Source organism: Methylocystis sp. ATCC 49242, assembly GCF_000188155.2.
Lineage (GTDB): Bacteria > Pseudomonadota > Alphaproteobacteria > Rhizobiales > Beijerinckiaceae > Methylocystis.
The window spans coordinates 686,226-698,240 of the sequence record NZ_KE124774.1; the positions used below are offsets into that span (position 1 = coordinate 686,226).

Annotated in this window: 11 protein-coding genes and 1 pseudogene; 5 read left to right on the top strand and 7 right to left on the bottom strand. The window is 61.2% G+C overall.

Going from position 1 to position 12,015, the window contains the following annotated elements; translation table 11 throughout:
- Positions 1-109 precede the first annotated feature (109 nt).
- Positions 110-787, top strand: coding sequence for a response regulator transcription factor (locus MET49242_RS05130; protein ID WP_036281149.1), 678 nt, complete (start codon positions 110-112; stop codon positions 785-787).
- A gap of 83 nt (positions 788-870) precedes the next feature.
- Entirely contained in the window at positions 871-2,235 is a 1,365-nt protein-coding gene (locus MET49242_RS05135; RefSeq protein ID WP_244430710.1) for a HAMP domain-containing sensor histidine kinase, read from the top strand.
- Between the two features lie 185 nt (positions 2,236-2,420).
- Here MET49242_RS05135 and MET49242_RS05140 read toward each other — a convergent pair.
- A pseudogene (locus MET49242_RS05140) lies at positions 2,421-3,608 on the bottom strand (IS3 family transposase).
- A 106-nt stretch (positions 3,609-3,714) separates the two neighbouring features.
- Between MET49242_RS05140 and MET49242_RS05150 the strand changes: the two are divergent.
- Complete coding sequence (locus MET49242_RS05150; protein ID WP_051134020.1) at positions 3,715-4,887, top strand: hypothetical protein; 1,173 nt, start codon at positions 3,715-3,717, stop codon at positions 4,885-4,887.
- Between the two features lie 34 nt (positions 4,888-4,921).
- Here MET49242_RS05150 and MET49242_RS05155 read toward each other — a convergent pair whose 3' ends face one another.
- Together MET49242_RS05155 and MET49242_RS05160 are read right to left on the bottom strand one after the other, a co-directional pair.
- On the bottom strand, positions 4,922-5,644 hold the full coding sequence (locus MET49242_RS05155) for a DUF3142 domain-containing protein (RefSeq protein WP_244430712.1): 723 nt from the start codon (positions 5,642-5,644) through the stop codon (positions 4,922-4,924).
- Positions 5,641-7,068 carry a hypothetical protein gene (locus MET49242_RS05160; protein ID WP_244430713.1) on the bottom strand — a complete coding sequence of 476 codons (1,428 nt, stop codon included), beginning with the start codon at positions 7,066-7,068 and terminating at the stop codon, positions 5,641-5,643. Before MET49242_RS05160 ends, MET49242_RS05155 begins: the two co-directional genes overlap by 4 nt.
- A gap of 174 nt (positions 7,069-7,242) precedes the next feature.
- Here MET49242_RS05160 and MET49242_RS26080 point away from each other — a divergent pair, with 174 nt between their 5' ends.
- Positions 7,243-7,491, top strand: coding sequence for a hypothetical protein (locus MET49242_RS26080; RefSeq protein WP_244430715.1), 249 nt, complete (start codon positions 7,243-7,245; stop codon positions 7,489-7,491).
- Positions 7,492-7,901: 410 nt separating this feature from the next.
- Here MET49242_RS26080 and MET49242_RS05165 read toward each other — a convergent pair whose 3' ends face one another.
- Positions 7,902-8,411 (bottom strand): hypothetical protein, encoded by a 510-nt coding sequence (locus tag MET49242_RS05165; protein WP_144259473.1) that lies wholly within the window; start codon positions 8,409-8,411, stop codon positions 7,902-7,904.
- Between the two features lie 846 nt (positions 8,412-9,257).
- On the opposite strand from MET49242_RS05165, the gene MET49242_RS26550 reads away from it, so the two are divergent.
- Positions 9,258-9,542: an integrase core domain-containing protein gene (locus MET49242_RS26550; RefSeq protein WP_371212541.1), complete on the top strand. Its 285-nt coding sequence runs from the start codon at positions 9,258-9,260 to the stop codon at positions 9,540-9,542.
- A gap of 392 nt (positions 9,543-9,934) precedes the next feature.
- On the opposite strand, the gene MET49242_RS05175 is transcribed toward MET49242_RS26550, so the two are convergent.
- The 3 genes from MET49242_RS05175 to MET49242_RS25460 form a co-directional block, all read right to left on the bottom strand.
- Positions 9,935-10,270 carry a hypothetical protein gene (locus MET49242_RS05175; RefSeq protein WP_036281155.1) on the bottom strand — a complete coding sequence of 112 codons (336 nt, stop codon included), beginning with the start codon at positions 10,268-10,270 and terminating at the stop codon, positions 9,935-9,937.
- A gap of 17 nt (positions 10,271-10,287) precedes the next feature.
- Complete coding sequence (locus MET49242_RS05180; protein WP_051134021.1) at positions 10,288-11,547, bottom strand: site-specific integrase; 1,260 nt, start codon at positions 11,545-11,547, stop codon at positions 10,288-10,290.
- 86 nt (positions 11,548-11,633) lie between these two features.
- On the bottom strand, positions 11,634-11,969 hold the full coding sequence (locus MET49242_RS25460) for a hypothetical protein (protein ID WP_036281157.1): 336 nt from the start codon (positions 11,967-11,969) through the stop codon (positions 11,634-11,636).
- Positions 11,970-12,015: the final 46 nt, after the last annotated feature.

The window sequence follows — 12,015 nt, forward strand, 5'->3', positions numbered from 1 at the left end:
CGAAGTAGAAGGCGTTTTACTGTTGCAATAGCGCAACAATAGCGGATAGCCTGAGGCTTGGAGGCGCGTTCGATTTGTAATCCAAGCGCGAGATGCGGAAAATCCTCCGATGAGAATATTGGTCGTCGAAGACCAGATCGACATGGGCATTCTGATGTCCGACCGACTTGAGCGGTCGGGATATCTCGTCGACCGCGTGGGCAGGATCGCCGACGCGCGGGAGGCGCTGCACGCATTCGACTATCCCATCCTGCTGCTGGATCGACGGCTGCCAGATGGCGACGGCTTGGATTTCCTGCCGGAAATCCGCACTTTGCGGCCAAATATTCGCGTGCTCATGGTCACCGCGCTGCGTTCGCTCGACGATCGGGTCAATGGCCTCGACGCCGGCGCGGACGATTATTTGATCAAGCCCTTCGCGCCTGACGAGCTTCTCGCGCGGATACGCGCCAGCCTGCGTCGGCCCGGCGCCGCCCCGATTCCTCCCGTCGTGCTGGGCCAATTGTCTTTTGACCTCAATCTGCATGAAGCACAGGTGCGGGGCCGAGCGTTGGCGCTCCACAAGCGCGAACTCCTGTTGCTGGAGACGTTGATGCGGCGCGCCGGTCGCGCGGTGACCTATACGGTCCTCATCGACGAAATTTATGGTCTGGACGAGCAGGTTCAAAATGACGCGCTCAAAATGCTGGTGTCGCGCCTTCGCCAGAAGTTGAGAGACGCCGATGCGGGCGTCGAAATCTATGCGACGCGGAGCGTGGGCTACATGATCGTGCAGGCGCGCGCCTGATGCGACCGCGCTCCCTCAAGTCCCGGTTGATCCTGTTTTGGATATTGGGTTCGCTTCTCGCCTATTTTTCGACGCCCATCACCGTGCAAATTCCGCTGGCTTTTTTTTGGGGTCGCGACCATCGCCAGGCGCTCGAAGTCTGGACGACGAAGCACGCGCGAGACGTCGTGATCGACGCGCTCAGACGCGGCGACGACGGCAACCTCTATATCGAGTCGACCCCGCAGTTGCAGAGACATCAAGAACGCAACCCGGATTTTCTCTTCGCCGTTTTTGATCCAGTAGGCGGCGCGTTGCTGCCTGGGTCTTCGCAACGGCTGGCCGCGCATTTCAGACCTCTCCTTGGCGACGTCGAAGTGTTCGGCTCGCTTTTCCATCTGGAGAACGATCCAAATCCGAATGCGCGCGGTTACGTGCGCACGACGCTAACCCGCTTCGGCAAAATCGAGACGATTGTGTATGGCTCGACCTTTCACTGGGACGACGTCTTCTACCAGTTGAACGCCTATCTCGTTGCAGAGAATATTCTCGCGTATCTCCCGCTTTGCGCGATCATCTCGCTGATCGGCTTTTTCGTGGTTCGCAAAAGTTTGGCTCCTTTGAGCGTTGCCGCCCGCAATATCAAGAAGATCAATGTAGATACGCTGAACTGGCGTGCGCCGGACGGTAATCTCCCCTCAGAAATCGCGCCTTTTGTCGAGGAAGTAAACGCCGCCTTCCAACGCGTTCGAGACGGGGTTGCCCGGCAGCGACGTTTCACGGCGAACTCGGCGCATGAACTCCGCACGCCAATCGCAATTCTGTGCGCAAGGCTCGAGAAAATGATCGATTGCCCGCTCAAGGCGGAATTGCAGCGGGACGCGGCTCGAATAAAAACAATTCTAGAGCAACTTCTCGTCTTGGCTCAGATTGAGGAGCGCGCCCAGGAAAAAGAAATGCCGAAGCTCGATCTGCGGGAAGCGATTCTTACAGCAATCGCGGATTTGATGCCCATCGCCTATCATAGTAATCGTCAAATCGAGTTCGAGGCCCCTGATAATCCGGTTCCCGTCTACGCTTTCCGCTGGGCCGTCGAGAGCGTCGTTACAAATCTCATTGAGAATGCCCTGCGCGCGGAGCCGCTCGGGGGCTTCGTTGTCGTTCGCTTATCGCCAGACGGAGTCATCGACGTCATCGACCACGGCCCGGGCATTGCGCCACAGGAGCGCGACATAATTTTTGAGCCGTTTTGGCGAAAGAGCGACGCTACGCCAGGCACTGGACTGGGCTTGGCGATCGCCAGAGAATTGATGGAAAAGCAAGGCGGACGTCTGTGGGTGGCCGAAACGCTTGGTGGCGGGGCAACATTCAGGGTTGCTTTCGCCCGTCCGCTCACCTCCGCTCACCCTCCAGGCCTATATGGAGATCGGCAACGAAAGGAAGCAGGCCGCTTTATCCAAAGCCAATAGGGGATACATTGATCGGCGTGGTCACCATGTAGTCACCAATCCGACATCAGCGTTGCCATCTAGACCCTCAACGCCTTGATTTTATTGGTGGGCGCACAAGGGCTCGAACCTTGGACCCGCTGATTAAGTGTTACCCTGTCCTTGTCGGAAATTAAATCCGGACATATTGACCTGCCCCTGAACTTTCATCCAGCGGCGGGTTGAGTCCTTCCGGTTGATACGCCCGAGGGCGCGAATGGAGCAACAGGCGATCGGCGGAGTTGGTCCGGGTTGCGCAGCCGATCGCCTGTTGCGGTGAGATTGGCCGCGAAGGCGGCGGGCGTCGCATAGCCGAGGGCCGAATGCGGGCGGCGGTGATTGTAGTCCTGGGCCCAGGCGCTGATCTTCTCCCGGGCATGGTCGAGCCCGAAGAACAGCGTCTCGTTCAGCAGTTCGTCGCGCATGCGCCCGTTGAAGCTCTCGCAGAAGCCGTTCTGCATCGGCTTGCCCGGCGCGATATAGCGCCACTCGATCCTGTTCTCGCTCGACCACGACAGCACGGCGTTCGAGGTGAACTCCGTGCCGTTGTCCGAAACGATCATGCCGGGCCTGCCGCGCCATGCGATCAGCGCCGACAGTTCCCGCGCCACGCGTTGGCCCGAGATGGATGTGTCGGGGATCGCCGCGAGGCATTCACGCGTCACGTCGTCGACGATGTTCAGGATGCGGAACCGGCGTCCGCAGGCGAACTGGTCATGCACGAAGTCCAAAGACCAACGCGCATTCGGCCGCGCCTCGACAGGAATGGGCGCCCGCGCGCCCGACAGCCCTTCGGCGGGCGCGCCGCTTTCTCACCGTCAGCCCTCCCTCGCGATAGAGCCGGTAGATGCGGTTCTTGCCCGACGTCTCGCCCTCCTGCCGCAGCAGCACGAACAGCCGCCGATAGCCGAAGCGCCGGCGCTCGTTGGCGAGTTCCCGCAGCCGCTCCCGTAACGGCTTGTCGGTCGGCCGCTTCGAGATGTAGCGGACGGTCGCGCGATCGACGGCGACAATCTGGCAGGCCCGACGCTCCGACAGAGCCATGGCGGCTCGCAGATGCACAACGGCTGCGCGCTTGGCGGCGGGCCCTACCATTTTTTTGACAAAAGCTCCTTCAGCGCCGCGGCTTCCAGCATCTGATCGGCCAGAAGCTTCTTCAGCCGCGCATTCTCTTCTTCGAGCGCTTTCAACCGCTTGGCCTCGGAGACGTCCATGCCGCCATATTTGGCCTTCCAGTTGTAAAGCGTCGTCTCCGACACAGCATATTTGCGAGCCAGATCCGCCGCCTTCGCGCCCGCCTCGTGCTCCCGCAAAATCCCGATGATCTGCTCTTCCGTGAACCGCTTCTTCTTCATCTCGTCCGTCCCGATATGGCCGGACTCTAATCGCATCTGGTCGAGTTTCTCAGGGGCAGGTCAGTCGTCTCATAGTTTCTCTGAAGCAACAAGAGGAGATTTTTCCATGCCGTATTTCAAGCTCAGCCTTTTACCGGTCGTCGCGATCTTCGGAATAGTCTGCGCCGCTGCGCAGGCGAAAGAAATCACGCCAACCGAGAAGTTGATCGAGCGGCAGGGTAAGCTCTGTTTCGCCCGCGTCTATGACGCGGCCCATCTGAAGGCGCATCCCCGCCAAAGGGTCGAGCGCGTTTTCTTCTTGATCGGCAAAGGCAAGGCCGCCTCCTATTGGGAGGACCCCAATCTGCGCCACAGCGAGGAAAGCCCCAACAAACACGCCAATCCGGCCGCCGATGATCCGGAGCGCGACACGACCCGTGTCGTCGCGCTCGTCACCCTGCGCGGCGCGCGAAAACCCGAGTATGTCGCTGGCTGGTGTTCTTCCGAAGCACATCTCGACTCGCAAAGCAAAAAATTGTCCTGCGGCGGCGAATGCGATCACCATATTGGCGCGATCTATTCGGACGAGGCGGCGCATCTCATGCTCGAAGACGTCGAGCAAGCCGTCCTTCTCGACTCCGAAGCCGAGGAGGCCGGCGACAAGTCGCGCCTGCTTGGCCCGGACGACAAGAAGTTCCGGCTCGACGCGCGCCCTCTTTCCGATTGCGTCGCCGAAGCGAACAAGACGAATCCACGCTACGCCGGTCTCGGCGCACCTTTGCGCGAGCGTCTCAAGCCGGACGCACCCTTCTGCTATGGGCGCGATTATTCGACGCAACATCTGACTTCGCATCCACAGCAGCTCACCAATTCGATCCGCGTATCGCGCGACGACGGCCAAATCGCCGTAGATCGCGCCAAGGGGCTGCTCGTCGATTGGCCGGATGGCGTCGGGCTATCCATCTCCGTGACGACGCGCAAGCAACCAAAGCCAGTGCGCCTGCATTATGTTTGCACGCCCCTGGAGGATCAATGGGAGTGCAGCGCGTCCTTTTGTAAGTCCGGGATGGCGAACTGCAGTGAAGCGGAACGCGAGAACGCCAAAGCGACGGCATGCGACAAGGACGATTCGCGCACGGTCTATTTACGGCGCGGCCAGGCCGAGTTCGTGATGCTCGGCAACCCGATCGCTGGCCTGCCGCTCGACGGATCATGCGCGCAGAAGGACAAAACGGCGAGCGACGACAAGGTCTATCGTCTCGACTCCATGCCGCTCGCGGCCTGTGAGAGCCCCGATTGAACAGGCCGGGGTTCAAGTCGTACGGGAGGCAATTCTATAGGGGCGGATTGCGCAAGAAGACGATATAGCCGCGAAAATACGGATGACGCGCAAGGACGGCGGGAGGCGACCAAGCGGCTCCCTCGGCGAGGCCGAGGCGGAAGGGAATGCGCAACCGGCCAAGTCGCCCCAGATAAACGTCGACGTCCCTGACAGTTTCGCGGCCGCGATAGGTCTGGAAGACGAGTTCATCAACGCTTCCCGACAACGCATCTAAGTCCTCCGGCGTCGCCTGCGACGCCCAGTCCATGAGGCCGGTCACGCTGAGGGCGCAATCCTTTGGCAGAGACTGGCGCAAATTGCGCAGGAAAACCGCATAATTCTTCAGGCCGTGGGTCGATGCGTCGAAGTCGATCTGTATCCCTGCCACCGCGCCCGGCTGCGCGCGCCACACGGCCAGTCGGCGGGCGATCCCGGCGACAATTTCCGGCGTCCAATCGAGGCTACGCACGCGATAGGCGAGCCAGATCGTCGCCGCATGAGGGCCGGGCTCCGTTGCGCCCTGCGCCTTCAGTCGGACGGCGCTGCCGCCATCCGGCCCGATTTCGCCCGTGTGCAGATAGATCGTCTTGGCCTTTTCCAATTCCGGACGGCTTCTGACGCCCGCCCAGAGCCAGTAGGCGTCATGATCGGCGGCGCGCACAGTTTGACCGGCGGCGGCCGGAGCCGGCGCGCCAAGCGCGAACAGAATGGGGAGGAGGAGGAGGATCGATCTCACCAGTAATATTTCAGGCTTCGCGCCCAGGCGGTGGCTCCGTAACGGGACTTCAGCATGGTGTGCCACGCCTTGCGTTGTGCCAATTCAACATCCTTTCCGCCGCAGCCGTTGACGCCGCTTGGTTCATAGCACCTGACGGCGCGATAGAGCGCATAGGCCCGGTCGATGTCCGGCGTCGAAGGGGAGTTGATCAGCTTCTTATAGATTTCGCCTCTCGAAAAAGCCTGGCCTGGAAAGATCGGTTTACCCCCGCCCAATTCGTCTGGCGCCGGCGGGTTGCTTTCGAAATCGTCAAGGTACTCGGTGCGGATGAATTCGCCTAGACACAACAATCCGTGTGAGGAGCCGGGATTGGCGGCAAGCTCGCCGATCACCGCCTTCAGTGCGGGACACTGATACGGTTCGCTCGATCCCTCCCACAAAAAGGCTGAGGATTTCAGATAGTCGACCTGCGGCGCCTGGGCATCATCGCCGGTCAGGCCATCAGGCGAATAATCGCGCAAGAAGCCGGCGTACTGGCCGCGCGTCGCTTCCTTGAAGAGCAGGACGAAACGAGCCAATTTCCTTTCGTCCGCCCGTGACTGGGGGTCCGCCACCGCCATGCGCAGAAGAATTGGTCCTGCTGAATGGCGCAGGAGAAGCGCTCGAATGCGCGGCGATGCAATGCGCGTCTCGGGCAAAAACACCTTGTTGAGCGTTCCGGCGCGTTCCCAACTCATGCCGAGGCCGAGCTCGACCGCCTCCCTTTGCCAAGGTTCGGCGGCGAGGGGCAAGAGCGTTTTCCAATGGAGGATCGCCGCTTCGAAACGTCCCGACGCCATCAACGCCTGACCGCGCAAGGTTTCGCGGCTGAAGGCCAGATAGGGCGGCGAGAGGGGGCCGGGGCTGGCCGGGCTGAGCAACTGCAGCGTCTCGACAAAATCGCCATCGGCATAATAGGCGCGCGCCGCTTTCAGGAACGCGAACATCTCCTCGTGACCCACGAAATCGGGCGCCTGGGCCTCGAGCTCAGCGGCAGGGAATTTGGGCCTGACAGGGTCAGACGACCGCAGCCTCATCAAATCCTCAACGGCGATCAGGTTCGGGTCGTGGCTCTCGCCCGCGGCGGCGCCCAGATATTTGGAATCGATCTCCTGCGCCAGCACGGAATTGCCGAGATTGGCCTGGAGAGAGTTGCAATGGGTTATCTGCCAGCCATATTCGGCGGCGAGCCGCGTTTTGTCGCCCCCAAGCCAGTAGATCCGGCGCAGCAGCCCGCGCGCCGAGGCGGCGTATCGCCCCGCGGGATAGTCGGCAAGATATAACTTCAGCTCCGCTTCCGAGGCGCCCAGAGATGTCCTGTCGGTCACTTTCGGTTCCGCGACGCCGTCGAGGGACGCGAACGCTCCAACCTGCGCTTTGTTAAGCAGGGTGCGGCCGATCATGTAGCGTGCGGTCTCGCGTAGCCATCCATCTTGCGCCTTAACTATTTTCTGGAAATGATCGATGGCCTGATCGAAAGCGCCTCCGTAAAAGGCATTGGCTCCCGCCAGATATTCTGCGAATTCGCGCGCAGCGACTGAGGGCTCGGAGATCCCGGCCAAAGGATCCTTCTGAGAATGATCTCCCGTACCCATATTGAGGCAGACGGTCGTTCGATTCCGCGCCTCCACCAGAACATTCCGCTCGGCGGCGGAAAGACCGGACTCGGCCTGAACGGCCGCAATGAACGCAAGCTTCCCTCCCTCGAAGGAAATGCAGCGGGTGCCTTCGCCATCTGCGAAAGTCACAGGCTTTCCACCCACTACACTGCCGCGTTCAGGCGGCGACGCGTTCGCATCGGCGTTGAACGCCGTCTCGATGTCTGATCTCGAAAATAGCACGGGGGAATTGAAGTCGATTTTTGTGTCAGCTTCGAAAATCGAGCCCGCCTTCGAAACCTGTCGAGGATACGCGTCTCTCATCAGGAGCTGAAGATTGATGCGGCTGTCGTTGCCCGGGCTGAGGAAGGGCAAACCGTTGTTGCCGGAATATTCCGTGTGATCCAGAGCCCATCGTCTCGATGGCTCGAGACCGCCACCACAGGCATGGGCCTGATCCGCGGCAAGCAAAACGACGATGCACGCGACGCCAGAGAGAAACGAGCGCATGATGACACCCCGAGCCTGAAAAATGAGTTCACAAAGGATAACGCGTCTACATCTGGCACGAAACCGGGATTATCCGTTCTTGGTCTCTCGCTCCAGCGCGCGCCACCCTTCCGTGCGAGGTCACCCCGTCAACTTGACGGCGCCGCCTGTGAAATCACACAGAAATGTCTCGACAGACGCGCGATTTTCCAGAAGATCCGCGCGGCGATCGGGGCGATGATGATGATCGCAGTGATTTCGCCGGCGAAATCAATTTCCTTGATCCCGAGTCCAAGATGGACCTGCAGAGGCAGAAGCGTCATCGCGAATATTATTGCCGCGCCGAAGCTCACAAGGGCGCGGGTTCGCTTCGAGATCGGCTTTGCCACGCGAGCGATTAGCAGGTTGGCGAGGTAGAAGAAAACTATTGAAGGAAGGCTGATGATTATGCTGACGATCGCCCCGATCATTCCGACGAACAGTAGGAATTTCAGCGCCTCGGGATCCATGCGTGCTAGAGCCGCCAGGAATTGATAATCCCCGCTGATGGTCATTAAACGGATCGCCTCGACGCAGCCTGCGGCGAATGCGCCCGCCACCGAAAAGATAAGTGCCGCTGCGCCTCCGAGAAATAGTCTGGCAAAAGCTTGTTTCGTCACGAGTCTTCCTTTCGAATATCCATTGCTGGCGTGCGCTCCAGGTCAATGAACGTAAGGCGCAATATGGAACCTGAAGCCCGCCTCTCCGGCAGGAGCACATCTATCAAGAACCCCCGTTTCTCGCCCAAAAACGCTGCAAGGAAATGTGCGTTTCGACACGCGTGAAAAATCTGCGAAATTCTCCGGTGTCAGCGCGGCGACATTCTTGAGTATCGGCCCGAAGAAAAGCCGGCGCTCGAAAGCGAGCCTGCGCCGCATGCCGCCGGGGCACGTTTTCCCTCGTGAAAAGATCGGTCAATGCCGAGATTTCGGCATTTGCTTTCTGAGCCCTTCGTCGTGCGCTGGCGCGGGCGGGTCAGGCCCGCGAAGCGCCCCGAAGGGGCCGCCTTGAAGCGGCCGCGACGGCGTAGCCCAACCCTTTGGTAAAGACTCTGGCGGCGGATTTCCGCCGCTTCCGATTCGGACAGTTTTTGTCCCCGTCCTGTGCCAGGATTCCCGAAACGAGACAGCACGCGACGCACACTCCTGGTTCTGTCGCAAATTTTGCTTAAGGCCGAGACGCGCGGCATCAGGGCTCTCGAGGCTTACGCCGCGAGAGCGTAGAACTGCTTCGCTGGGCGCATTTTACCCGTCGTTCCGACCATCAGCTTCGATTTGCTCTGCGCCTTCGTCATTATCCGGCTCGACCGCAGAGCCCTCGTCTGAATCGACGTCACCCGGCATCCGACAGCGGAATGGGTTGCGCGTCAGATCAACGAAGCGTTCCCCTGGAGCGAGGCGCCGCGTTATCTCATTCGTGACCGGGATGGCGTCTTTGGCCCCATCGTCAGGCGTCGCTTGCGCGCTATGGGCATACGAGACAAGCCGATCGCGCCGGCCTCGCCTTGGCAGAATGCCTTCGCTGAACGATTGATCGGATCGATCCGTCGCGAGTGTGTTGACCACCTCATCGTCTTGGGCGAGCCGCATCTGCGGCGGCTTCTGCGATCTTACGCGGGTTATTATAATGAGATCCGCACTCATCGGACGTTAAACAAGGATGCGCCGATCTCTCGCGCCGTTCAGCGGATTGGAGCCATCAAATCTCGCGCGGTCCTCGGCGGACTTCATCACCATTACGCCCGGATGTAATTTTTGGCACACACAGGTATCGTTAGCGATGTGTCGCAGGGCAGACCGACCATTGCAATGTGGCTCATCGCTATCGATACGCAGACGCGCGTTCCATAGTTGCTCATGAACCGTCTCCGGCGCGCGCGATCAAGCCAAAGATTCGCTCAACGAACCATTAACGCGGCAGCACTTTGAAGCCCAGATCGCGGTCGATCCTGAGAACACTCTCGACGACGAAAGGGTTGAACGCCCCCTTGTCGACGAGCTATAGCGCCACGCTGAACGCGCTGGACCGAAACTCGAAGGCTGTGCTGTCAGCGGCGTCGGTCATTCCGCACGCTAATCTTGTACGCGGAACAAGAGAGCGGCTCGAATGCGGATGTAGCGGCGGGGCCGCCTTCGCAACGATGTCAACCGTTGTCGTCATCGGCCGAGCGCTTCCTTTCTCTCGCTCGTTTTTCCATTATCGCGTTCGCGAAGTCGGCGAATGATTCCCCGCCATCCATCACCATCGGATATGACTTCGGCGGTTTGCCGTCGTCATCGGCTTTCGGCGGAAGGTCGCCCGCCGGCTTCGGCCTCAACGGTTTCTTGCGCGCCATTTCGTGGAAATTCTCCAATTCTTTCGGCGTCGCCGGCCGTCCCTTCAACGCCTCGAACATCTTGACAATGCCTTCAAGCGTCGGCTTGGCGATGAATTTCGTCTTCAGCGCCGGCGTGTCGGGCCGGTCGTCGTCGTCAACCATGTGCTCGCTCCCTGTGGTTACGCCCACCGCGACAGCGGGACGATATTTGCGCCGGTCAGCGCCGCGATATGCGCCGCCAGCGCCTGCAACGCGTCGCGCCGTTCGGCGAAATATTCGTGGCGCTGATAAATCGAGACAATGCCGCGAAATGTTCCGCTGGCGTGATTCAACAGCTTCTCGACGACATGCGCGGCGACGCCGAGCGACTGAAGATTGGTCGCCGCCGTCCGTCGCAAATCATGCGGCGTCCAATGCGCAAGCGGCGCGCCGTCAAACCGCGCAATCTCGGCGTCGATACGGTCGCGGATGCGCGAGAATGACGAACGGAACACGCGGCCGTCATCAGTGACGCGCGCGGCGTGCAGCCGTTGCAGGATGCGCAGCGCGGGCGCGGAAAGCGGCGTCACGTGCGCCTTGCGGTTCTTGGCGCGCGCCGCCGGCAAGGTCCAAACGCCGTTGTCCAAATCGACTTCGCGCCATTCGAGGCGGGCGACTTCGCTGAAGCGCGCGGCCGTCAGAATCAAGAGCCGGATGAAATCGCCGTCTTCGCCGTCAAGGCGTTCGGCGGCGCACCACACGCTGGCCAGCTCGCGGCCGTCAAGCACGCGCTCGCGCGGCGTCTCGGCGTGCGGCGGCTCGATTCCGGCGGCGGGATTGCGCGCAATCAATTCTTCGTCGACGGCATGGGCGAACAGGCGGCGCACGGTCGACAACAGCCGATTGGCCATGACCGGCGCGCGTTCGCCGACGCATTCGAGTAACGCGCGCACGTCGGCGCGGGAGACTTCGGCAATCGGCCGCGCGCCCCAAGCGGCGACGACTTCGCGCCGCAACAGGCGCCCGGTTGCGTCGACCGTCTTCGGGCTGGCCTTGCGGGACATGCGCTGAAGGAAACCGTCGACAAGCTCGGCGACCGTCTCGCGCTGGGGTGTCTTGGCCTGTCGCTTCGCCTCCCGTTGTTTGGCGATTTCGGCCTTGGCTTGACGCTTGGCCTCCCGCTTCTCGGCGGCCGGGTCTTTGCCTTGCATTAGCTCCAGCCGCGCCTTAGCGGTGAGCTTTCGCGCCCCGTCGACGCCAATCGAGGCCGGACCGAGCGTCAGATTGCGCGATGCGCCGCCGAAGCGATAGCGTAAGCCGAAGGACTTCGCGCCGGACGGGCGGATGACGACGCGAAGGCCGGACTCGACGGGCAGCTCGTAAGGCCCGGCGCGAGGCGACAGCTTGGCAATGCGCGCATTGGTCAGCGGCTTTGTCTTTGCGGGAGATTGGGCGGACATTGGCGGGCGTCCTTTCGAAAAGTAACGGCGGCGGCGGCACTGCGCCGACGGATCGGGCAAGCTGGCGCGCGGCGCAACGGCGGCGATTAAGTTGCAAGCCCTGAATTGCTTGACGGCGGCCGGCGCGACACGTCGCTGCACATTGTCTGGCGGACAGCGCGCAGTTTCTGCACGGCCTTCTCCACGAAGCTTTCGCCGCCGTCCATGACGAGCGACGGAACGCCGCCGCGCTGCGCCTTCGCCCGCGCCCATGAGAAGGCGAGACAGCGCGACCTGCTCCAGCCGTGCGACGCCATAAGGCGAAGCTGACGATGGGCGTCGGACATGATGGCGGCGCGATCGAATGCGCCGGCGGGCGTGAGAAGGGGACGGCGGGCGGCGAGGGACGCGCCGGGGGGAGGGACGGCTTTGGGCGTGGCCATGGTCAATCCTTTCGAGATTGATCGTCCGCCGAATGCGCGTCGCGAG